The organism is Skermanella rosea (assembly GCF_016806835.2).
GTDB lineage: Bacteria > Pseudomonadota > Alphaproteobacteria > Azospirillales > Azospirillaceae > Skermanella > Skermanella rosea.
Window position 1 is genome coordinate 1043868 of record NZ_CP086111.1, and the last position, 20610, is coordinate 1064477.

A 20610-nucleotide genomic window follows, 5' to 3' on the forward strand; every position below is an offset into this window, starting at 1 on the left:
GGCGCAGCTAGATAGCCGGCAGGCGGGGCAGGGGGTCGTTCATGCAGCCGGACATCATCGACGCCGCTCGCGGCCTGATCGCCGCCAAGCGGTACCGGGCGGCGCGCCGCCTGCTCGCCTCCCGGCCCGACCTGCCGCCCCGCGGCTTGGCCCTGCTCGGGACGGCCCATCTCGGCATGAAGGATTTCCAGCCGGCGCTGCTCCACCTGCGCCGCGCCGCCGAGCTCGATCCCGACGACATCGGGATCCGCGTCCAGCTCGCGCGGGCCTGCACCGCCGCCGGCCTGCCCCATGTCGCGGTCGCCCTGATGGAGCCGCTGGCGACGGCGCCGCCGGTCCTCGCCGACGCGTGGGAGGCGCTGGCCGCGGCCTACCGGCTGGATGCCCGCTATGCGGACGCCGTCCGCCTGTCGGTTCGGGCCGCTTCGGCCGGCGGGCAGACCGGGCAATTGCTGTACGAGGAGGCCATGTGCCGCCACGCGCTGGGCGACCCCGCCGCGGCGCTGGCCGCCTGGGACAGGCTGCTGGACCGCCAGCCCGGCCTCGCGGCCGGCTGGTTCCAGAGCCATGCCGCGGCGCTCCAGGCCCTGTCGCTCGACGACGCGGTCGACCGCCTGCGCCGGGCGACCGCCTGCCACGGCGCCAACGGCAAATACTGGGCCTTCCTGGCCGCCTATGCGCTGCTCGACGGCAGGGACGGCGATGCCGTCGCGATCCTGGACGGGCCGCTCCGCGACCGCCCGCATCACCATGCGCCGGTGGACGGTGTCCGCGCGCTGCTGCCGCGCCTCGCCGCCGATTTCCGCCTGTTCGGCTGCGGCGCCGACCTGCTCCGGCACGGCGTCGGCCTCGCGGCTGGCGAGGGGCTGGTGCTGGAGTTCGGCGTCCGTCGCGGAACCTCGATCGGCCATATCGCCGAGGCCGCCGGCCAGGAAGTCCACGGTTTCGACTCGTTCGAGGGGCTGCCGGAGGACTGGGGCAGCCAGCGCCGGGGCAGCTTCACCACCGGCCTGGAACTGCCACCCGTGGGAAGCAACGTAAAGCTTCACGCCGGCTGGTTCGACGACACCCTGCCGCCGTTCCTGGCCGCCCATGGCGCGCCCGTGCGCTTCGCCAACATCGACTGCGACATCTACTCCTCGACCCGCACCGTCCTGACGGCGCTGGCCGGCCGGCTGGCGCCGGGCACGATCCTGGTGTTCGACGAGTTCATCGGGAACCGCACCTGGCGCGAGCACGAGTACAGGGCGTTCATGGAGTGCGTTGCGGAAACGGGCATCGGATACGAGTACGCCGCCGCCTGCCCGTTTACCGGGCAGGTCGCGGTGCGGGTGCTGTGAGGGAGGGGACGCCGGGCCGGGCAGGGCGGGTCACCGGAACAGCCTTTTCAGCAAGGCGTGCATCGGCAGATAGACGGCGACCGGCAGCAGCAGCATGTAAAGCCCGAGGTAGGGCAACGGGTCCATGAACCGCTGCGGGTCCTCGCCGGGGCCGAAGACCCAATTGACGTTGTCGTCCGGGGAGGTCAGCAGCCAGGTCGCCGGCAGCACGATCCAGGCCAGCAGGGTCTGCGCCGGCAGGGCGCGCGGCTCGTAGCCCTGACGGACCAGCATCCAGACCAGGATGGGCGGCAGGAACAGGTGGAACAGCGACAGGGCACGCAGGTAGAGCGGATACTCGTCGTCGAACATGTAGCCGGCCAGGTCGACCAGCGTGCCGCCCGTGAGGAAATCGATCGTCCAGACCATCTCCAGGGGCAGCACCCCGACCGCCATCATGGAGAAGAGCAGCCTGTTGCCGGTCCACAGACAGGTCACGACGGAGAACAGGGCGATGTCCGAGAACCACAGGAAGTTGCCCGGTCCGTACTCGCGCCAATAGACCGGCACCAACACGATCACGAACAGCGTGCAGGGCAGCCGCAACCAGAGAGGATAGACCGTCCTGCCCGATGCCGTGGCGGCCGCCGGTGCCCCGGTGGCCGGTGCCGCGCTCATCCAGCCGTCCGGTCGGTCGCCCGGGATCGGCGGTCCTCCTCGAGATCGTAGGCGGCGGAGGCGACCTTCCTGGCGCCCCGGGGGGAAACGGCGCTCAGGACGCCGACGGTCGTCAGACCGACCAGAAAAATGAACCCCAGACCTTTTCCGAATACGCTGAGCATCTTTTACTTCCTTTCCGTTCATTCGTGATTGCGTTGTCTTGTCTTCGGGCAGACGCCGGCCCTGCCTTGAAGCGTCATCGACCGCCGGCATCCCGACCCGCATCGATGCTCCCGGCCTGCCCGTAATCCGGAGCTTCGTCGAAGTCGCCCCGCGTCAGGGTGACCCGGACATGGCCCGTGTCGAAGTCGGCCTCGGCCTCCGACCAGGGGATGGCCACCTCCCGACCGCCCAAACCCAGGAAGCCGCCGCTGGCAACGATCAGGTGCTCGATGCCGCCGGAAAGACTGAGCAGGAAATTGCTGATCCTGCCCAGCACCTCGCCATCCGCGCCGATCACGCTTCGGCCGATCAGGTCGTTCGCGCTAACGATGCCGGATTCCGCCCCGATGCCGTCGGCGCTGCCGTCTCGCCCGGCCTGGATCCGCTCGCGATGCGCCCCTGCGTCCATGCCGCCCTGCGCGGAAATCACCAAAGGGGGCGCCAGCGCGAGGGCGAGCGCGGCCGTCAACGGCGTCATCCGCAATGCGGATGGTCGCATGCTTTCCTTCCCCGCGGCGTTTCCCGTCATCCGCGTGTCCACAGGAACGACCGGAGCCGCTTGGCGATGCCGAATTCCGGATCGGGCTCCGGAGGCGGCATCTTGCGTATGGAGCGGTGGAGGCTTTCGGCTACCGACAAGGCCTCGTCCCTGGGCAGATCGCTCGCCATCACATACATCAGCGGACCGTCGAGCCAGTAGGCGACCCGAACATCATTGCGCGTTTCGGTCTCGATGTCGGGATCCGGGTCGGGAAGGCGGGGCTGGACCTGAAGGGTCAGCCGCCGGCCCTGGTCGTCCTGGTATGACAGTTGGGCGGCCTGGGAACGGTTGGTCGTCGCGGTTACCTGGCTGCCGACCAGGCTGAACCGGTAGCGGCTCAGATCCGGGATCTGCAGATCGACCATGCTCGCCTGCTCGATCCACTGGATCGGGCGCAGCACCGGCTCCGACGGCGCCAGATGCCCCGCTACCGCAGCCTTCCGCACGTCCGCATGCGCCAGCGAGGCGCTTTCGCGAAGGACCTGGGTCGAGACCTCGTGGCGGGGAATCAGCACCGCCGCCGACCATCCCAGTACGCACCCTAGGAGAAGAGTTGCCGCAAGCGGCGGCATACGGCTGACCAGGCCGGGAAACCGGGACGGCCGTTTCGGCTTGAACGCCGATGACAGCCGGCTGGGCAGGGGTTCTTCCGCCACGGGTCCGAAGATCGCCCGCATGGCATCGTTCTGCAGCCGGCAACGCCTGACCCACTCGGCCTTGGCGGGGTGCAGCGCCAGGTATGCTTCGACTGCGCGCCGCCGCGGCGGGTCGAGCAGGTCGTCGATGTAGGCGTGCAGGTCGAGGTCGCGGATATCGTCGTAGTCATCCATCACTTCACCCTCCTCAGGGTGACGGGGCTCACGGCGGCGGGACGCGTCTCTTCGAGGTTCAAGGACTGGAGCGCTTCGCGGGCGCGCGACATGCGCGAACGCACCGTGCCGATGGGGACATCCAGGACGCAGGCGGCCTCCTCGTAGCTCAGGCCCTCGAGTACGACCAGCAGAAGCGTTTCGCGCTGGGGGGCGGGAAGATCATCGAGGGCCCGTGCCATCTCCTGGAGCTGCATATGCCCGAACTGGCGGGCCGGCTGGGTGACGCTGATGTCCTCCAGCGGGGTGGTCTCGGGCGTTCTGCGGTGATGCCTGATCAGGTTGATATGGACATTGTACAGGATCCTGAGCAGCCATCCCCGTATGCTTCCGACCTGCCGCCAGAGATGCTGCTTGCGCAGGGCCCGCTCCAGGCATTCCTGCACGAGGTCGTCGGCACGGTCACGGTCCCTGACCAGGGCCCGGGCGTATCGGCGCAGGCCGGGAACCTCACGGGCGATCAGCCATTCGGTGTCGTCCATGATCCTGCCTCGCGTCCTTGCTGAAATCGACCCCGTGTCCTGCAGGAAGAGACGCCCGGTCCGGCGGTGGAGTTCCAAAATAAATCCGTCTTGCCGTTACCCTCGACGATCTTTCAGGCGCCGCATTCGCGCAGAATGACCTGAAGTGGATCGGCCGTGCCCGACTCCTGAACTGATTCCACGCATCGATCATCCGGCGATTTTTCAAGGAACCGTTCTTCGGTCATGGGTGTCCTTACCCTCGACGCCGTCCCAAGGCGACGGAACCGGATGCCGTGAGGCCGGTGCAGCAAGGAGAAACTCATGAACGACGATCGGACCGAAGGGTCGATGAAGAAGATGCAGGGCGAGATCAAGGAAGGGGCCGGCAACCTGACCGGAGACAGCAAGCTCCAGTCCGAGGGCAAGGCGGACAAGGCCGAAGGCAAGATCCGGAAAGCGGTCGGCGGCATCAAGGACGCCGTCACCGGCAAGGACAGCGCCGGCCGCTGAGCCACGCAAGAATATCGTGCCGGAGCGCGATCCCCTGGATCGGGCCTCGGTCACCGGAAATCACAGGAGCCTTTTCATGCTCAAGTTCATCGGCGGCACGGTAGGTGTCATCTTCCTTATCGGCCTGCTGGTCGTGATCGGTCTCCTTGCGCTGATCTTCTAGTCCGCCGGACGATAGCCGGGCCTGGTCGCCGCGATCCGGCCTTCAACCTGGTTTCCAGGTGGCCGGGGCGCGGCCCGGACCCGACCCGATCGATAGCCTGCGATCCCTTTCAGGCCTTCAGCCGAGGCTCTGTCGCGTCCGGAAGCGGACGCGACAGGAGAGTCAAGTCGACGCGGCGGCCGGGGCCGCCTGACGGGTCGACAGGCGGGCGAACTCGAGGAACGCCCGCATCGCCGCACTGCTGTGCCGCTTGTTCGGATAGTACAGGAACCAGCTCGGCAGTTGCGGGCTCCAGTCCGCCAGGATCTCGATGAGTTTCCCGTCCTGGATCGGCGCACGGGCGTAGTCCTCGAACACGTGCGCAATACCTTGCCCGGCAATGGCGGCCTGGAGTTCCTGGTGCGCCGAACTCAAGGTCAGCCGTCCTTCCGGCGCGATCTCGACGGTTTCGCCGTTCTTTCCGAACGCCCAAGTGGCAAGGGTCCCGCCGGGATAGCGGCGGCGGATACAGTCGTGGCCGATGAGATCGGACGGAACGGTCGGCCTCCCGCGTTCGCGCAGATAGCCCGGAGAAGCGACGATCGCATAGCGGAGAGGTCGTCCGAGCGGTACCGCGATCATGTCCTGGGCCAATTGCTTTCCGAACCGGACGCCGGCGTCGAATCCCTGCTCGACGATGTCAACGATCGCGGCGTCGCTGACGATCTCGACCTTGACCTCGGGATGCGCCTTCATGAATGCGAAGGCGAGCGGGCACAGGACGTGGTCGACCGCGGGTCCCGGCGCGTTGATGCGCAGCGTCCCGGACGGTTGCTCTCGCAATTCGTCAAGCTCGGCGAGGGCCGAGCGGATCTCATCCAGGGCTGGGCGCAGCCGCTTCAGCAGGCGTTCGCCTGCTTCCGTGACGGCGATGCTGCGTGTCGTCCGGTTCAGGAGGCGGATGCCGAGCGCCTGCTCGAGCGCTCCCATCGTTTGGCTCATCACCGACGAGGAGACGCCGCGTTCGGCGGCGGCGGCGCGAAAGCCGCCGGCTCGAACGATCAGCGCGAACGTCTCCAGATGATCGAGCCGTATGGTCACGATTGATTGCCTCAGCGGATCAGGTTGTTCGCATTTGATCACCTTATCAAAACAATGGGGGAGTGTCACCTTCGCGACCGGACCATGGGACCTGGCCGACAGCCCCGACATCAAGGATCACGATGCTTACGATCAACCGACGCAAGATCATGCTGACTGCTGTCGCCGGCGCGTCCGGGACGCTTCTCGGCAACCTTCATCCCGGAGCGGCCTTCGCCCAGCCGGCGACGTCCGCTCCGGCCGGGAATGCCGGCCATTATCGCTTTCGGGTCGGCGACATCACCGCGACCGTGCTCAGCGACGGCCTCATCGGCGGCCCGCCGAAGGTCTATGCTGGCGACGCGCCGGAAGGCGAGTTGGAAGAGGTCCTGCGGCGGGCCTTCCTCCCGACCGACCACATGACCCTCAACTTGAACACCCTGCTTCTGGAGATCGGCGGACGCCGCATCCTTCTTGAGGCCGGTGCGGGCAGCACCATGGGACCGAACGGCGGCCGCCTGTTCGAAAATCTTCGTGCGATTGGGCTCTCGGCCGACGACATCGACCTTGTCGTGGTCTCCCACGCCCATCCCGACCACGTCGGTAATCTGCGGACTCCCGATGGCGGCCGGGCGTTTCCGCGGGCGAGCGTCATGATGCCGAGGGCGGATTGGGCGTTCTTCGTCGAAAACGAGCCGGATCTGTCGTACATGCCGGTGCCCGAGGAGTTCCGACGGCGGTTTGCGGCCGACATCAAGCGAAGCGTACAGCCGGTCACCCAGGATATCGAGCTTTACGAAGCCGGCGCGGAACTCCTGCCGGGCCTGACCACGATCGCCGCCACCGGCCATACGCCAGGCATGGCGACGTTCCTTGTTCATTCCGGCGGGGACCAACTCCTTCTGACAGCCGATCTCGCGTACCACCCCGTGGTCAACATAGACCGGAACTGGCGTCCCGGACCGGATCGCGATCAGGAGGCGGCCGCGGCAGCACGCCGGCGCATCTTCGATCAGGCAGCGGTCGATCGGATGCTCGTCCTCGGCTTTCACTACCCTTTCCCCGGTCTCGGACGAATCCTGCGCACCGATACGGGTTATGCATGGATCCCCGCCGGCTGGCAGTTCTGACCCTGTGCCGGAAGGGCTGAACCGGGTGCAGTGCCAGATCCCGTACGGATGCCGAGACGCGCCCCTTGGCATGCCTTCCCAGCGTTGCCGGCGCGCCGCTCCGGCCGCCTGGGCGATCCCGGGCAAACCTGACTGAGAATCCATGAAGAGGCTGGTGGGCGCGACAGGGATTGAACCTGTGACCCCTCCCGTGTGAAGGGAGTGCTCTCCCGCTGAGCTACGCGCCCGCCTGTGCGGCGGAGGCCCTATTTATTGGGGTCGGAAGGCTATGTCAAGCATCGGAAATGCCGGAGGCAAAATTGCACGGACGATGCCGCGCCCTAAATGGGTCGTGCATGTTCGATCCATGGAAGGGCCCCGGCGCCATGCCGACATCATTGCGATCCATCCCGGCCGTCGTGCTGGTCGGCGGAGCCGTGGCGGCGCTGGCCCCCTCGGCAGCGGCGGCCGAGAAGGTCCGGCTCGGCTACGCGATCTATGCCGGGGGCTTCGAAGTCCTTCAGGCGTCGATCCTGCTCGATGTCGGGCGCGACGGTTACGAGGTCGAGGTCAGCGCCGAGACCCAGGGGCTGATCGGCACCTTCTTTCCCTGGCGGAACCTGTCGCGTTCCGTCGGGCTCATCCGGGAAGGGGAGGCGGAGCCCCGGTCGCACCGGCAGAGCGGAACCTGGCGGGGGCGGGAGCGGGCGGTCAGCCTGGATTACGACGGTAGCGGCGGCGTCACCGCCGACGTCCGGCCGCCCGACGATCCGGCCGAGCGCGATCCCGTGCCGCCGGAGATGGTGCCGGGTACCACCGATCCCCTGTCGGCGGTGCTCTCGGTGGCGACCGGCGTCGCTTCGGGGCGCGGTTGCACCGGGACGGTCCCGGTGTTCGACGGCCGCCGCCGCTACGACTTGAATTTCCGCACGGTCGGGAACCGCCAGCTGGTCCCCAACCGCTATTCCGTCTTCAGCGGCTCCGCGGTCCATTGCGAAGTCACCTCGACGGTGCTGGCGGGCCGGTGGAAGCAGGACGGCGTGATAACCGAGCAGGAGAAACGGGCGCCCATCGCGCTGATGCTGGCGCCCGTGGTGGAAGGACTGCCGCCGGTCCCGGTCCGGCTGGAGGGCGAGAGCCGGTTCGGCGACGTCATCATGCATCTCACTTCGGCCGACACCGTGCCTCAGTGACACCGGGCCTCAGTGACACCGGGCCTCAGTGATAGCCGGCGTCCTCGCCGATCTTGCCGCGGAAGACGTAGTAGGAATAGATCGTGTAGCAGACGATCGTCGGGATCAGGAAGGCCATGCCGACCAGCAGGAATTCCTGGGTTTCCGGCGGCGAGGCCGCGTCCCAGATGCTGATGTTGGGCGGGATCACGTTCGGCCACAGGCTGACCGCCAGCCCGGCGAAGGACAGGATGAACAGTCCCATGGACAGGGCGAACGGCTGGACCTCGTTCCGCTTGTTGATCGCCCGCCAGTACAGCAGGCCCAGGGCCGCCGTCAGGATCGGGACCGGCGACAGGTAGAGGATGTTGGGCCAGGAGAACCAGCGGTCCGCGATGGTCTGGTTCGCCAGCGGCGTCCAGATGCTGACCAGCCCGATGAACCCGATCACCGCCAGGAACAGCGGCTTGGACAGCTTGTACGCCCATTCCTGCAGCGGTCCCTCCGTCCGCCAGATCAGCCAGGTGCAGCCGAGCAGGGCATAGCCGGCCACCAGCGCCACCCCGGTCAGCAGGCTGAAGATCGAGAACCAGTCGAACATGCCGCCGACATAGGCGCGGTTCTCCACGTCGAAGCCCTGGATGAAGGCGCCGAGCGCCATGCCCTGGACGAAGGTCGCCACCAGCGATCCGAAATGGAAGCTGGCATCCCACAGGTAGCGGCTGCTCTTCGCCTTGAAGCGGAATTCGAACGCGACGCCGCGGAAGATCAGGGCGATCAGCATGGCCAGCAGCGGCAGGTACAGCGCCGGCAGGATCACCGCATAGGCCAGGGGGAACGCCGCGAACAGGCCGGCGCCTCCCAGGATCAGCCAGGTCTCGTTGAAGTCCCAGACCGGGGCCACCGTGTTCATCATCACGTCGCGATCGACGTCACGCCCGGCGAAGGGGAAGAGGATGCCCAACCCCAGGTCGAATCCGTCCATCAGGACATACATGATGATCGCAAAGGCGACGATGCCGGTCCAGATCAGGGTGAGGTCCTGCCACCATTCCATGTCGCTTACTCCGCCGGTTCGATTCGTTCGTCAGGCACCGACATCGGCCGCTTCGGGCGTCCGGCTTCCTGGCGAGCCTGGTGGGTGGTTTCCTCGTGGCGCGGATGCGGGCCGATCTGCAGCAGGCGCAGGATGTAATATGTCCCGGCGGTGAAGATCAGGGCGTAGGTCACCAGGAAGGTCACCAGCGACGTCAGCGCGGCGCCGGTGGTCAGCGACGGGGTCACGCCGTCGGCGGTCCGCACCAGCCCCTGGACCATCCAGGGCTGGCGCCCGATCTCCGTGGTGAACCAGCCGGCCAGGATCGCGACGAAGCCGGCCGGTGTCATGGCCACGCAGATCCAGTGGAACCAGGGCGAGTCGTACAGTCGGCGCCGCCAGCTCAGGAAGACGAAGCCGATCGCCACGAACAGCATCAGGAAGCCGATCCCGACCATGATCCGGAAGGTCCAGAAGACGATCGGCACGTAGGGCCGGTCCTGGGGCGCGAATTCCTTCAGCCCCGGGACGGCGCCTTCCAGCTCGTGCGTCAGGATCAGGCTGGACAGGTAGGGTATGCCGATCTCGTAATGGTTCTCCTCGGCCTCCATGTCTGGCCAGGCGAACAGGATCAGCGGCGCCCCCTCGCCGCCCTCCCAGTGGCCCTCCATCGCCGCGATCTTGGCCGGCTGCACCTCCAGCGTCTTCAGGCCGTGCAGGTCGCCCAGCAGGATCTGCAACGGCGCCAGGATCGCGATCAGGCCCAGCGACATGCCGAAGCTGATCCGGGTGTATTCCGCGAAGCGGCCCTTGATGATGTACCAGGCGCTGATCCCGGCGATCACGAACGAGGTGGTCAGGAACGCGGCCGTCACCATGTGGGCGAGGCGGTACGGGAAGGACGGGTTGAACACCACCTCCCACCAGCTCGTCACGAAGAACCGGCCGTCGCGGATCTCGAACCCGGCCGGGGTATGCAGCCAGCTGTTCGACGACAGGATCCAGAAGGACGAGATGATGGTGCCGATCGCCACCATGCTGGCCGCGAAGAAATGCATGCCGCGCGGCACCTTGTTGCGGCCGAACAGCAGGATGCCGAGGAAGGCCGCCTCCAGGAAGAAGGCGGTGACCACCTCGTACTGGATCAGCGGCCCCAGCACGTTGCCGGTGATGTCCGACCAGCGGCTCCAGTTCGTGCCGAACTGGTAAGACATCACGATGCCCGACACCACGCCCATGCCGAACGAGATCGCGAAGATCTTCGTCCAGAACTCGGACAGCTGACGATAGACGTCGCGTCCGGTCTTCAGCCAAAGACCTTCGAGGACCATGATCCAGTTCGCGAGACCAATGGTGAAGGCTGGAAAAAGGATATGAAAAGATATCGTGAAAGCAAATTGAATGCGCGACAACATCAACGGATCGATGTCCATTGTCCGCTCCCGTCCTCTGTCCTACAGGCTCCGGAACAGGAATTTTCTGATTCCGGTTCCGGCACGACGAAGTTTGGAGCTTAGCCGCGCGTTAACCAGTGCGACGACTTGGCATCCCTCTTTCGGACCTTCAATGGGTTCGGGGCGGATATGTTGCCGGGCCGGCGCTTGCGAAATCAGCGAGCGGCTAACCCGTCCAGTACGGCGGGAAGCTCGGCGAAGTGGTCGATGATCGCGTCGGCGCCCATCTCGACCGTGGGGATGTGGGGATAGCCGTAGCTGACCGCGACCACCGGGATGCCGGCGCCCCGGGCCGCCGCGACGTCGTTGTGGTTGTCGCCGACCATGACCGCGGCGCCGTCGGTCACGCCGAGCCGGTCCATGATCCAGGTGACATGGCCGCCGTCGGGCTTGCGCACCGGCAGCGTGTCGCCCCCGGCGACCGATCCGAAGAAGCGGCCCAGATCGAGATGGACCAGGACCTCGCGGGTGACGCGTTCGGGCTTGTTGGTGCAGAGCCCCAGCTTCAGCCCGCGCGTCAGCAACAGGTCCAGCGTCTCCGGCACGCCGGGAAAGATCGAGTCGGGGGAGGCGGGCTCTTTCTCGTAGAATTCCAGGAAATCGGCGTAGATCGCCGGCGCCCTGTCCGGGTCGAGACTGGTTCCGGTCGCCTCGAAGACCCGGCGCAGCAGGACCGGGGCGCCGTCGCCGACCATGACGCGGATCTGCTCCACGGTGATGGGGGGGCGGTCGTACTTGTCCAGCAGCTTGTTGACCGCGGCCGTGATGTCGGTCGCGCTGTCGATCAGGGTGCCGTCCAGGTCGAAGATCACGGCTTGTAGTCGAGGCATGCGGCTGTTCCCCAATATCCTGCATTGATGGTCGTTCCGGCCGGTTCCCTGATCGAGGGCTTTGGCGGAGGCCGGAGGTGTGGCACAAGGAGGTCCGACCCTCCCGTGAACGCGGATCAGACGATAACAGCACCATGACATCGACGCACCATACCGAAACCCGCCGTCCGCTCGCCTGCATCGTCCTCGCGGCCGGCAAGGGCACCCGCATGAAGTCGGACCTGCCGAAAGTGCTGCACAAGGTGGCGGGCCGCTCGATGGTCGGCCACGTGGTCGCCGCGGCGTCGGCCCTGGCCCCCGAACGGATCGTCGTCGTGGTCGGTCCGGGGATGGAGGATGTCGCGGCCGAGGTGGCGCCCCACGCCACGGTCGTCCAGGAAAGCCAGCGCGGCACCGCCGACGCGGTCATGGCCGCCCGGCCGCTGGTCGAGGGGTTCGACGGGGACGTGCTGGTCGTCTACGGCGACACCCCGCTGGTGACGCCCGCGACTCTCTCGCGGATGATCGAGGCGCGTCACGGCGCCTCCGGCGGTCCGGCGGTCGTCGTCCTGGGCATGCGTCCCGACGATCCCGGTGCCTACGGCCGGCTCATGCAGGGGACCGATGGCGGCCTGGAGGCGATCGTCGAGTATCTCGACGCGACCGAGGACCAGCGGGCGGTGACCCTGTGCAATGCCGGGCTGATGGCGTTCGACGGCCGGCGCCTGTTCGCCCTGCTGGACGCCATCGGCAACGACAACGCCAAGGGGGAGTTCTACCTGACCGACGCGGTCGCGGTCGCGCGGGCCGCCGGGCACGCCTGCCGGGTCGTCGAGGCCTCGGCCGAGGAGGTGGTCGGCGTCAATTCCCGCGCCGAGCTGGCGGCCGTAGAGCGGCTGATGCAGCATCGCCTGCGGGCCGCCGCCATGGCCGGGGGTGCCACGCTGGCGGATCCCGAGACGGTCTATTTCAGCCATGACACGCGGCTCGGGCGCGACGTGACGGTCGGGCAGAACGTCGTTTTCGGCCCCGGCGTCGAGGTCGGCGACCGGGTCGAGATCCGCCCCTTCTGCCACCTGGAGGAGGTGCGCGTGGCGAGCGGCGCCCTGATCGGCCCCTATGCGCGGCTGCGCCCGGGTGCCGACATCGGGCCGGACGTGCATATCGGCAATTTCGTCGAGGTGAAGAACGCCCGCATCGACCGGGGCGCCAAGGTCAACCACCTGACCTATATCGGCGATGCCAGCGTGGGCGCGAAGGCCAATATCGGCGCGGGCACGATCACCTGCAACTATGACGGCTTCTTCAAGAGCCATACCGAGATCGGGGCCGGCGCCTTCATCGGCTCCAACTCGGCGCTGGTGGCCCCGGTGACGATCGGCGCCGGCGCCATCGTCGGGGCCGGCAGCGTGGTCACCCGGGACGTTCCGGCCGACGCGCTGACGGTGGAGCGGTCCAAGCAGAGCGTCCATGAAGGCTGGGCGGCGGGTTTCCGCACCCGCAGGGCGGCGGAGAAGGCCGCCAAGTCGAAGTAGGGAAGGGGGCGGGCCCGCGCTGGAATGGGGGCGCCGCGAAGCCTATAGTACCCCCGATGCAACGGGGACGGACCATGGGCTATCTGGCGCTCGACCGGTACAGGAACATCGAGGCGGACCTGTCGGCCTTCTGCGACCGCTGGAAGGTGGCCGAACTTCCCCTGCTCGACCTTCCCGAGCAGGAGCGCTCGGACCCGGATGCCGAACTGGACGTCCTGGTCACCATGCGGCCGGACGCGGAGTGGACGTTGTTCGACATCGTCCACATGCAGGACGAGCTTTCCGGGATCTTCGGCCGTTCGGCCCATTTCCATAGCTGGACGGGTTTGCTGGAACACGGCAATCAGCCGAGGATCCGGCTGTTTCGCGAAGCGGCACATCCCCTTTATGTCGCCGGCTGACCGCATCGCCGTCGGCGATATCCGGGATGCCTGCAGCCGGGTCACCGCGTTCGTCGGGACCATGGACGGTCAGGACTTCATCGCCGATTTGAAATCCCAGTCGGCGGTCGCCTATCGGCTGATCGTGATCGGCGAGGCCACGAAGCGCCTTTCGAAGGCCTTCAGGCTTGCCAATCCTCCGGTGGATCGGCGCGCGATGGCCGGCATGAGGGATATACTGGTCCACGATTATCATAAGCTGGACGTTTCCATCCTGTGGCGGTCAGCCTCCCTAAGCGTCCCGGCGCTCTGCCTTGCCGTCTCCCGCCTGCTCGACGGCCCATAGGGCCTGGCTTCGTACCGCGTGGCGCTCCGGCAGAGCGCCGCCACGCGCAGGGCTGGGCAGGGAGGGCACTGTCCGCCACATAGACGTTATGCCTCCATGCGGTTCGACGGTCCCGTCGTCCCGGCAAAGATCAATCAGGAAGACTCAAGCACCAAGGAGACCACCGATGAGCGCCATGACTGAAACCGCGGCAACGCTCGGCCTCAAGGATGCCGGGCTGCTGCGCGGCCAGTGCTATGTCGACGGTCAGTGGATCGATGCCGACAGCGGCAAGACCATCGACGTCACCAACCCCGCGAACGGCAGGAAGCTCGGCACCGTCCCGGCCATGGGCGCGGCCGAGACGCGGCGCGCGATCGAGGCCGCCGGCCGGGCCTATCCCGCGTGGCGCGCCAAGACCGCCAAGGAGCGCTCCAAGATCCTGCGGACCTGGTTCGACCTGATGATGGCGAACCAGGAGGACCTCGCCCGGATCATGACCGCGGAGCAGGGCAAGCCGATCGCCGAGTCGCGGGGCGAGATCGCCTATGCCGCCTCCTTCATCGAGTGGTTCGCCGAGGAGGCGAAGCGGGTCTACGGCGATACCATCCCGGCGCACCTCGCCGGCCGCCGGATCGTGGTGACCAAGGAGCCGGTCGGCGTCTGCGCCGCCATCACGCCGTGGAACTTCCCGGCCGCCATGATCACCCGCAAGGCCGGCCCCGCGCTGGCCGCCGGCGCCCCGATCGTGATCAAGCCGGCCACGGCGACGCCTTATTCGGCCTTCGCCATGGCCGTCCTGGCCGAGCGGGCCGGGGTTCCGGCCGGCATCCTGAGCGTCCTGACGGGGTCGGCCAAGGAGATCGGCGGCGAGATGACGACCAACCCGATCGTGCGCAAGCTGACCTTCACCGGCTCCACCGAGATCGGCAAGCAGCTGATGTCCCAGTGCGCCGGGACGGTGAAGAAGGTCTCGCTGGAGCTTGGCGGCAACGCGCCCTTCATCGTGTTCGACGACGCCGACCTGGACGAGGCGGTCAAGGGCGCCATCGCGTCCAAGTACCGCAACACCGGGCAGACCTGCGTCTGCGCCAACCGGCTGCTGGTGCAGAACGGCATCTACGACGCCTTCGCCGCCAAGCTGGCGGAAGCCGTCAAGGCGCTGAAGGTGGCCGACGGCCTGACCGAGGGTGCCCAGCAGGGTCCGCTGATCGACATGGCGGCGATCGAGAAGGTCGAGGACCATATCCGCGACGCCCTGTCCAAGGGCGCCCGGATCGTCGTCGGCGGCGAGCGCCACCCGCTCGGCGGCACCTTCTTCCAGCCGACCGTCCTGGCCGACGTCACCACCGAGATGAAGGTCACCCGCGAGGAGACCTTCGGGCCGGTGGCGCCGCTGTTCCGCTTCGACACGGAGGAAGAGGCGGTAAGGATGGCGAACGACACCGAGTACGGGCTGGCGGCCTATTTCTACAGCCGTGACGTCGGCCGGATCTGGCGGGTCGCCGAAGGGCTGGAATACGGCATCGTCGGCATCAACGAGGGTATCATCTCCACCGAAGTCGCGCCGTTCGGCGGCATGAAGGAGAGCGGAGTCGGCCGGGAAGGGTCGAAATACGGCATGGAGGAGTACCTGGAGATCAAATATCTCTGCATGGGCGGCGTCGACAACGCCTGACCCCGGCATTTCAGCGGGGCCGCGGAGCCGTTCCGTGGCCCCGGAGCGACAGATGGGCGGCGTTCCTGGGCGTACCGAACGATTTTGCATGACCGGGCACCCCGTTCCGGTCTATTCCAAAAGGTTCGAACCTGTCGCGGTGGAGTGTATCCAAGATCCATACGCCACCACCGCGGGACGGTCCCAACAAAGGACGTAAAAGTGCCGCCGCCTAGACACAATCGCCCCTCTTTCCGAAGTCAGAACCGCGCCCCCGGCCTTGATGGCGGCAACCCCGAGAGGGTTCGCGGCGACGCCATGACGAAGCACGCGCGCTATCTGGACCTGGCGCAGGACGCCAAGGCCGCGGGTGACGAGATCACCGCCCAGGGCCACCTGCAATATGCCGAACACTGGTACCGCACCGCCATGGCGGACCGCCGGCCGCCCGAACCGGTCGAGGACTCGGCGGTCGACGACGGACAGCCGATGGATCCGGGGCCTGGAGGCCAGGGTCCGGGCGGTCCGGGCAACATGGATCGGAAGCCGCGCCGGCGCGGCCAGCGCACCGGCCCTCTTCGCCGCCGCCCGCCGCCTCCGGAGGGTTGAAGAACCCGGCGATCCTTCCAACTGGAGCCGAACGGAAGCCTGCCTTGAGCGGCGGGCTCCGCTCGACCCATGTCGCAGGGATGCCATGAAACGTTCTTCGCCCCCCGCCGCCCTGACCGGACTGGCCGTCGGCGGCGCCACGGCAGCCGCCGGGGAGGCGCCCCGGTGACCTTCTCGATCGTCGCCCGTTGCCCCCGCAGCGGTGAAGTGGGTGTCGCGGCCGTCACCGGGATGCCCGGCGTGGGCAAGCTGCTGACCCACGCCGCGCCCGGAGCCGGGGCGGTGGCCACCCAAGGCTGGATCAATCCCTACCTGGGGTTGGACGGGTTGGCCCTGCTGCGCGCCGGCCGGCATGGTGCGCGGCAGGCGCTGGATGCGGTCATCGCCAGGGACGAGGACCGGGATTACCGGCAGGTCGCGGTGATCGACGGTGCGGGGGCCACGGCGGTCTGGACCGGGGCGAAATGCGAGGACCATGCCGGCAGCCTGGAAGGTGACGGGTTCTCGGTCCAGGGCAACCTGCTTACCGGTCCGGACACTCTGCGGGCCTGTGCCGAGGCTTTCGAAGCCGACCGCGACGCCGATCTGGCCTTGCGCCTGCTCCTTGGCCTCGAGGCGGGCGAGCGGGCCGGAGGCGACCGGCGGGGCGCGCAGTCGGCGACGATCTACGTCTTCGCGGCCGAGGAGTATCCGCTGTGGGACATCCGCATCGATTTCCATCGCGAGCCGCTGAAGGAACTCCGCAAGGTCTTCGACCGGTTCGCGACGGAACTCGTCCCCCAGATACGCGGCATGCCGAGGCGCGGCAACTCGCACGGCCGCCAAAGCCACCGGGGCCATGACGGCCTGAGCTAGGGTCAGGGGGTATCGTCGACCGCGACCAGGATGCCGACGCAGCGGTTGAGCGGTTCGGAGATGCCGTCGCTTGTCGGCATCGGCACCTTGGTCTCGCCCATGCCGACGGTCTCGATCAGCCCGCCCGGAACGCCGGCCTGCTCCAGCAGCCTGGCGACCGATCCGGCGCGCGCGAGGGCGAGTTCCTGGTTGAAGGCGGTCGGGCCGACCGTGTCGGTATAGCCGACGACCTTGATCGACCGGACCCGCAGGTCCGAGATGAACCGGCTGGCCGTCAGGGTCTTGCGCTCGCCGCCGGGGGTCAGGCTGGCGCTTCCCGGGTTGAAATGGACCTCCTGGATCTTGAACAGCATCTGGCTCAGGTCCGGGTGGGCGTCGGCGCGCGCCTGGGTCGGCACCACGGAAGGGTCGGAGGGCAGCCGCTCGGCCGGGGCCATCGCGGCCACCTGCCGGATCGGGGCGTCAGCCGTCCCCTGGTCTGCCGGGGGCTTGCGCGCGGGCGGGGGCGCCGTCTCGTCCCGTCGGGCGGCAGCCGACGCCCGCTCGGGCTTGCGCGGCGGCACGGCCGTTGCCGTCTCGGGCGCCGGGGGGCCGGCGGCGGGCTTGGTCGGCGGCACCTTCGCCGCGGGTGCGCTTCTCGACGGCGGCGAACCGGCGGCCGGTTCCGCGGGCGCGCCGGCCGCTGCCTCGGACTGCGCATCCGGGACGGGATCCGGCGCGGGAGCTGCCTCGGGCGGGGGTTCGGAACCGGGTGCCGGTTCGGCAAGGGTGGTCCGCGCCTCTTCGCCGTCGTCCGACTCCATCGGTGGAATCGACTCCCCGCCGGCGGCAGGCTCGTTGCCCGTCGGCCCCGCGACCGGAGCCGGCTGGTCGGCCGCTTCCGTTCCGTCCCCCGTTTCGGCCGTGGTCTCCGGCTCGGCGGGGGGCGCTTCGGCCTCTTCCGGCATCGGCACCGGAGCTTCGGCTGCCGGTTCCCGGGAGGGGCTTGCCGGTTGGTTCTCCGTGATCGAGTCCTGCGGTCCGGCGGAGCTTTCCTTGTTTTCCCGCTCCCCGTCGCACGCCGCCAAGGCAAAGGTGAGCACAAGACCAATCAAGCAGGCGTTACGCTGCTTCCTCCACGAATTCATTGTCAGGCCCCGTTCCCCGAAATTCTGCGAACGGACCGTAGCCAGCGGATTCGATGTTTCGCCTGTGGCAATTCGCGGACGCAGGCACCTTGTGGCCACAGTGTGTCGCAACACGCACAGTTCTTCTATCCTGGTCTCGACGGATGGTTTGTTCTAATCCTTCTGTGCGGATTACGACCGGCGCCTTTTGAGATCGCGCACCAGGAAACGCGCCGGATGGAGTGCCGCCATGAGGACGCCGGCCGCGTCGGCCGCGACCGGCCAGGGGCCGCCGCAGATCTGCGCCGCCAGCAGCTCGCCTGCCAGCGGGGCGGTGACCAGCCCGCGTGCCCCGAGTCCCGCCATGACCCAGAGGCCCGGGTGATGGACGGCGTCGGGAAAGCTCCGCTCCGGGCGCCCCCGTCTCAGGCCGGCGAAATCGTCGACGAAGCGGTCCCGGTCCACCACCGGGCCGACCAGCGGAAGATGGTCGGCGGTCATGGCCCGCAGCGAGGCTCGGCCCGCCGGCGTGCCCGCCCCCTCGAACAGTCCGGGAAACAGGGCGTCGGCCTCGGCGAGGTTGCGGGCGTCGTCGGCGGCGTCCGGCTCCTGCGGCGATGCCGGTACCCGGTCTTCGACCGTGTCGAAGGTGGCACCGACCAGATGTCCGCCCTGCCGCGCCGGGAGGAGATAGCCGCCGTGGCTGATCACGCAGCGCAGGGGGGCGCTGCGCGGTGTGGCCGGCACGACGGTGATCTGACCGCGGCGCGGCGACAGGGGCAGCCAGGCGGATTGCGGGAAGGCGCGGGCATCCAGGCTGTTCGCCAGCACCACCGCGTCGGCGGGTTCCAGGGCGATGCCGTCGGCGCCGGTCGCTTGCCAGAAGCGCCCGTCATGGACGAGTTCCGCTATCCCGGTGTCCAGCCGGACCGAGGCGGTCCCGTCGAGCAGCGCCCGCGCGAAGGAGGCCGGATCGACCCAGCCGGCCTCGGGGAACCACAGGGCACCGTACCGGACCGGTATGCCGGCAAGCTCGCTCGCCTCGTCGGGCCCGACCGCGCGCACCATGCCCGCAGGCAGGATCGGTGCCCGCAAGGCCGCTTCCTGGCGTTCCGCCTGCCGGTGGTCCGTGGCGAGCTGGAGCACTCCGCAGGCCGAACGCCCGACCGGAGGTCCCAGCCGGGCAAGCTCGCGGAGCCCGTGAAGATAGGCTTCCGCATGGAAGGTCCGTTCGGGCGAGCGGCCGGCGACCAGCCGGGGCATATGGATGCCGGCCGGGTTGCCCGACGCCTCCGCGGCGACTTGGCCGCGCCGTTCCGCCAGCGTGACCCGCCACCCTCGCCGCGCCAGCGCCGATGCCGCGGCCGCGCCGGCGATGCCGCCCCCCACCACCAGCGCCCGGCCGGGCGCCGCTGCGGGGGGCGGAGGCCTGAACCAGGGGGGAGCTCCCGTCATTCCGGGTGGTGCAGGGTGACCTGTCGGCCGAACGTCCGGAACCCGCGCGGCGTGGCATCCTCGGCGAGGCTGCGCACCATGCCGTCGGGGTCGTCCACGATGAAGCCCGCCAGGATCTCGACGCCGTAGCTGAACAGCCGGGGCGTCAGCGGCGTGCCCGGCCCGGCGAGCGCCACCCGCGACCCGCGGGCCAGGTCGAGCAGCCGGGGCAGGGACCTGTTCGCCAGCGTCGACGCGGTGATGACGGCCGCGGCGCAGCCGGGCAGCAGGAAATCCGCCGCCGCGGCGGGATACTCGCCGGCGGCGGGCTGGGCATCGATCACGAGCGCGTGGGGCATGCGGCGGGCGATGTCCGGGAAGGCGCCGATGCAGACGACGCGGCCTTCCTCGGCGGCGAAGGCGTCCAGCCCGTTGCCGCCGCCCACGTCCAGGTCGGGCCTGTTGTAATGGGCGTTCAGCGAGGCCAGGCCCACCGCCGCCTCGAACAGGTCGGTCGATTGCACCAGCCCGGCGAGGTCCCGCAAGCCCCGTTCCGCATAGGCTTCGAGCGGCCGCCCCGCCTGGTCGGCCCCGCGCGGCAGCCGCGCCAGGCCGCAGGCATCCGGTCCCTCGACCAGCAGCCAGTGGGCGCTACGGACGATGCGGCCGACCGGCCCGTCCGGCACGCCGAGCAGGAGGTCCTGGTAGAGCCGCTGACCGCCCCACCATTCCCACAACGCCGCCGGGTCGGGGCGCAAAAGGTCGCAGTGGCCGCCGCAGAATTCCAGCCATTCGCCGACCAGCCGCCCGGCGACCGAGGTCAGTACCGGCAGCCCCTCGGCCATGGCCCACAGCAGTTCGTCGGCGAGCCCGCCGCCGTCCTTCTCGAGCGCGCCGAACTTGTTGACGACGACGAGGTCGGGCTTGCCGTCCAGGGCCGACCGCAGCCGGGATCCCGCCTCGGCGATCCCGGCCGGATCGACCCGGCACGAGGTCGAACCCGCGCCGAGTTCCTGGGAGATGCGGATGGCCTCGCCGCTGGCCATGTCGACCAGCTCCATGGCGCACGCGCAGGCGTCGCCAGCGTCCAGGTTCCTCTGGATCAGGCCGGCGACCCTGAAACCGCGGCTCTGCAGTTCGCCGGCGAAGTCGCCCAGCAGCGTGTCCGTCATGGCCTTCGGGCCATGGATGACGGCACCGGGCTTCAGTGCCGGCATCGTGACTGGCACCATGTCCAACCTCCCGACTGTCTCGATCCGCTCCGGGGGAGCGGCGCGGGAGTGTAGGTCATGGCGGCGGCGGTGTCACCGGCTGCGCCGATG

The 20610-nt window shown here is 68.5% G+C and carries 23 protein-coding genes and 1 tRNA gene; 11 read left to right on the forward strand and 13 right to left on the reverse strand.

Annotation, left to right across the window (positions count from 1 at the left end; all coding sequences use genetic code 11):
- The first annotated feature begins 41 nt into the window (after positions 1 to 41).
- Positions 42 to 1340, forward strand: coding sequence for a class I SAM-dependent methyltransferase (locus JL101_RS04875; protein WP_203099508.1), 1299 nt, complete (start codon positions 42 to 44; stop codon positions 1338 to 1340).
- A 30-nt stretch (positions 1341 to 1370) separates the two neighbouring features.
- On the opposite strand, the gene JL101_RS04880 is transcribed toward JL101_RS04875, so the two are convergent.
- From JL101_RS04880 to JL101_RS04900, 5 genes are all read right to left on the reverse strand, one after another.
- Positions 1371 to 1997 carry a hypothetical protein gene (locus JL101_RS04880; protein ID WP_203099509.1) on the reverse strand — a complete coding sequence of 209 codons (627 nt, stop codon included), beginning with the start codon at positions 1995 to 1997 and terminating at the stop codon, positions 1371 to 1373.
- Entirely contained in the window at positions 1994 to 2161 is a 168-nt protein-coding gene (locus tag JL101_RS04885; RefSeq protein WP_203099510.1) for a hypothetical protein, read from the reverse strand. The genes JL101_RS04880 and JL101_RS04885 overlap by 4 nt, the downstream gene beginning before the upstream one ends.
- A 74-nt stretch (positions 2162 to 2235) precedes the next feature.
- Complete coding sequence (locus tag JL101_RS04890) at positions 2236 to 2730, reverse strand: PRC-barrel domain-containing protein (RefSeq protein ID WP_203099511.1); 495 nt, start codon at positions 2728 to 2730, stop codon at positions 2236 to 2238.
- Positions 2727 to 3572: an anti-sigma factor family protein gene (locus JL101_RS04895; RefSeq protein ID WP_203099512.1), complete on the reverse strand. Its 846-nt coding sequence runs from the start codon at positions 3570 to 3572 to the stop codon at positions 2727 to 2729. The genes JL101_RS04890 and JL101_RS04895 overlap by 4 nt, the downstream gene beginning before the upstream one ends.
- Entirely contained in the window at positions 3572 to 4093 is a 522-nt protein-coding gene (locus tag JL101_RS04900; protein ID WP_203099513.1) for an RNA polymerase sigma factor, read from the reverse strand. Before JL101_RS04900 ends, JL101_RS04895 begins: the two co-directional genes overlap by 1 nt.
- 303 nt (positions 4094 to 4396) lie before the next feature.
- On the opposite strand from JL101_RS04900, the gene JL101_RS04905 reads away from it, so the two are divergent.
- Together JL101_RS04905 and JL101_RS04910 are read left to right on the forward strand one after the other, a co-directional pair.
- Positions 4397 to 4585 (forward strand): CsbD family protein, encoded by a 189-nt coding sequence (locus JL101_RS04905; protein ID WP_203099514.1) that lies wholly within the window; start codon positions 4397 to 4399, stop codon positions 4583 to 4585.
- A gap of 16 nt (positions 4586 to 4601) precedes the next feature.
- The gene (locus JL101_RS04910) at positions 4602 to 4748 is read left to right on the forward strand and encodes a small membrane protein YohP (RefSeq protein WP_203099515.1); all 147 of its coding nucleotides are present in this window, start codon (positions 4602 to 4604) and stop codon (positions 4746 to 4748) included.
- Positions 4749 to 4910: 162 nt separating this feature from the next.
- Here JL101_RS04910 and JL101_RS04915 read toward each other — a convergent pair whose 3' ends face one another.
- On the reverse strand, positions 4911 to 5828 hold the full coding sequence (locus tag JL101_RS04915; RefSeq protein WP_228435286.1) for a LysR substrate-binding domain-containing protein: 918 nt from the start codon (positions 5826 to 5828) through the stop codon (positions 4911 to 4913).
- Between the two features lie 122 nt (positions 5829 to 5950).
- On the opposite strand from JL101_RS04915, the gene JL101_RS04920 reads away from it, so the two are divergent.
- Positions 5951 to 6937: an MBL fold metallo-hydrolase gene (locus JL101_RS04920; RefSeq protein WP_228435287.1), complete on the forward strand. Its 987-nt coding sequence runs from the start codon at positions 5951 to 5953 to the stop codon at positions 6935 to 6937.
- Positions 6938 to 7089: 152 nt separating this feature from the next.
- Here the strand turns inward: JL101_RS04920 and JL101_RS04925 are convergent.
- Positions 7090 to 7164: transfer RNA gene (locus tag JL101_RS04925), tRNA-Val, on the reverse strand.
- A gap of 138 nt (positions 7165 to 7302) precedes the next feature.
- Here JL101_RS04925 and JL101_RS04930 point away from each other — a divergent pair.
- Positions 7303 to 8109, forward strand: coding sequence for a DUF3108 domain-containing protein (locus JL101_RS04930; RefSeq protein WP_203099516.1), 807 nt, complete (start codon positions 7303 to 7305; stop codon positions 8107 to 8109).
- A gap of 25 nt (positions 8110 to 8134) precedes the next feature.
- Here the strand turns inward: JL101_RS04930 and cydB are convergent, their stop codons facing one another.
- From cydB to gph, 3 genes are all read right to left on the reverse strand, one after another.
- Positions 8135 to 9145, reverse strand: coding sequence for a cytochrome d ubiquinol oxidase subunit II (gene cydB / locus JL101_RS04935; RefSeq protein WP_203099517.1), 1011 nt, complete (start codon positions 9143 to 9145; stop codon positions 8135 to 8137).
- 5 nt (positions 9146 to 9150) lie between these two features.
- Positions 9151 to 10557 (reverse strand): cytochrome ubiquinol oxidase subunit I, encoded by a 1407-nt coding sequence (locus tag JL101_RS04940; RefSeq protein WP_203099518.1) that lies wholly within the window; start codon positions 10555 to 10557, stop codon positions 9151 to 9153.
- A 176-nt stretch (positions 10558 to 10733) separates the two neighbouring features.
- Positions 10734 to 11408 (reverse strand): phosphoglycolate phosphatase, encoded by a 675-nt coding sequence (gene gph / locus JL101_RS04945; protein WP_203099519.1) that lies wholly within the window; start codon positions 11406 to 11408, stop codon positions 10734 to 10736.
- Between the two features lie 134 nt (positions 11409 to 11542).
- Between gph and glmU the strand changes: the two genes are divergently transcribed.
- From glmU to JL101_RS04975, 6 genes are all read left to right on the forward strand, one after another.
- The gene (gene glmU / locus JL101_RS04950; protein WP_203099520.1) at positions 11543 to 12922 is read left to right on the forward strand and encodes a bifunctional UDP-N-acetylglucosamine diphosphorylase/glucosamine-1-phosphate N-acetyltransferase GlmU; all 1380 of its coding nucleotides are present in this window, start codon (positions 11543 to 11545) and stop codon (positions 12920 to 12922) included.
- A gap of 74 nt (positions 12923 to 12996) precedes the next feature.
- On the forward strand, positions 12997 to 13323 hold the full coding sequence (locus tag JL101_RS04955; protein WP_228435288.1) for a hypothetical protein: 327 nt from the start codon (positions 12997 to 12999) through the stop codon (positions 13321 to 13323).
- Entirely contained in the window at positions 13310 to 13648 is a 339-nt protein-coding gene (locus JL101_RS04960; protein ID WP_203099522.1) for a HepT-like ribonuclease domain-containing protein, read from the forward strand. The genes JL101_RS04955 and JL101_RS04960 overlap by 14 nt, the downstream gene beginning before the upstream one ends.
- A 166-nt stretch (positions 13649 to 13814) precedes the next feature.
- Positions 13815 to 15305, forward strand: a complete 1491-nt coding sequence (gene gabD / locus JL101_RS04965; protein ID WP_456115341.1) for an NADP-dependent succinate-semialdehyde dehydrogenase — start codon at positions 13815 to 13817, stop codon at positions 15303 to 15305.
- Positions 15306 to 15506: 201 nt separating this feature from the next.
- Complete coding sequence (locus tag JL101_RS04970) at positions 15507 to 15893, forward strand: DUF4167 domain-containing protein (RefSeq protein ID WP_201073492.1); 387 nt, start codon at positions 15507 to 15509, stop codon at positions 15891 to 15893.
- Between the two features lie 165 nt (positions 15894 to 16058).
- On the forward strand, positions 16059 to 16748 hold the full coding sequence (locus JL101_RS04975) for a DUF1028 domain-containing protein (protein WP_203099523.1): 690 nt from the start codon (positions 16059 to 16061) through the stop codon (positions 16746 to 16748).
- Between the two features lie 2 nt (positions 16749 to 16750).
- On the opposite strand, the gene JL101_RS04980 is transcribed toward JL101_RS04975, so the two are convergent.
- The 3 genes from JL101_RS04980 to JL101_RS04990 form a co-directional block, all read right to left on the reverse strand.
- A complete protein-coding gene (locus JL101_RS04980) occupies positions 16751 to 17695 on the reverse strand; it encodes an OmpA family protein (protein ID WP_228435467.1) in 945 nt (314 codons plus the stop codon).
- Between the two features lie 351 nt (positions 17696 to 18046).
- A complete protein-coding gene (gene mnmC / locus JL101_RS04985) occupies positions 18047 to 19309 on the reverse strand; it encodes an FAD-dependent 5-carboxymethylaminomethyl-2-thiouridine(34) oxidoreductase MnmC (protein ID WP_203099525.1) in 1263 nt (420 codons plus the stop codon).
- Positions 19306 to 20520: a DUF2478 domain-containing protein gene (locus tag JL101_RS04990; protein ID WP_228435289.1), complete on the reverse strand. Its 1215-nt coding sequence runs from the start codon at positions 20518 to 20520 to the stop codon at positions 19306 to 19308. The genes mnmC and JL101_RS04990 overlap by 4 nt, the downstream gene beginning before the upstream one ends.
- Positions 20521 to 20610: the final 90 nt, after the last annotated feature.

Coding starts and splice junctions, on each gene's coding strand:
- JL101_RS04875 (WP_203099508.1), top strand. CDS start 42: ATGCAGCCGGACATCATCGACGCCGCTCGCGGCCTGATCGCCGCCAAG.
- JL101_RS04880 (WP_203099509.1), bottom strand. CDS start 1,997: ATGAGCGCGGCACCGGCCACCGGGGCACCGGCGGCCGCCACGGCATCG.
- JL101_RS04885 (WP_203099510.1), bottom strand. CDS start 2,161: ATGCTCAGCGTATTCGGAAAAGGTCTGGGGTTCATTTTTCTGGTCGGT.
- JL101_RS04890 (WP_203099511.1), bottom strand. CDS start 2,730: ATGACGGGAAACGCCGCGGGGAAGGAAAGCATGCGACCATCCGCATTG.
- JL101_RS04895 (WP_203099512.1), bottom strand. CDS start 3,572: ATGGATGACTACGACGATATCCGCGACCTCGACCTGCACGCCTACATC.
- JL101_RS04900 (WP_203099513.1), bottom strand. CDS start 4,093: ATGGACGACACCGAATGGCTGATCGCCCGTGAGGTTCCCGGCCTGCGC.
- JL101_RS04905 (WP_203099514.1), top strand. CDS start 4,397: ATGAACGACGATCGGACCGAAGGGTCGATGAAGAAGATGCAGGGCGAG.
- JL101_RS04920 (WP_228435287.1), top strand. CDS start 5,951: ATGCTTACGATCAACCGACGCAAGATCATGCTGACTGCTGTCGCCGGC.
- JL101_RS04930 (WP_203099516.1), top strand. CDS start 7,303: ATGCCGACATCATTGCGATCCATCCCGGCCGTCGTGCTGGTCGGCGGA.
- cydB (WP_203099517.1), bottom strand. CDS start 9,145: ATGGAATGGTGGCAGGACCTCACCCTGATCTGGACCGGCATCGTCGCC.
- JL101_RS04940 (WP_203099518.1), bottom strand. CDS start 10,557: ATGGACATCGATCCGTTGATGTTGTCGCGCATTCAATTTGCTTTCACG.
- gph (WP_203099519.1), bottom strand. CDS start 11,408: ATGCCTCGACTACAAGCCGTGATCTTCGACCTGGACGGCACCCTGATC.
- glmU (WP_203099520.1), top strand. CDS start 11,543: ATGACATCGACGCACCATACCGAAACCCGCCGTCCGCTCGCCTGCATC.
- JL101_RS04955 (WP_228435288.1), top strand. CDS start 12,997: ATGGGCTATCTGGCGCTCGACCGGTACAGGAACATCGAGGCGGACCTG.
- JL101_RS04960 (WP_203099522.1), top strand. CDS start 13,310: ATGTCGCCGGCTGACCGCATCGCCGTCGGCGATATCCGGGATGCCTGC.
- gabD (WP_456115341.1), top strand. CDS start 13,815: ATGAGCGCCATGACTGAAACCGCGGCAACGCTCGGCCTCAAGGATGCC.
- JL101_RS04980 (WP_228435467.1), bottom strand. CDS start 17,695: ATGCCGGAAGAGGCCGAAGCGCCCCCCGCCGAGCCGGAGACCACGGCC.
- mnmC (WP_203099525.1), bottom strand. CDS start 19,309: ATGACGGGAGCTCCCCCCTGGTTCAGGCCTCCGCCCCCCGCAGCGGCG.
- JL101_RS04990 (WP_228435289.1), bottom strand. CDS start 20,520: ATGGTGCCAGTCACGATGCCGGCACTGAAGCCCGGTGCCGTCATCCAT.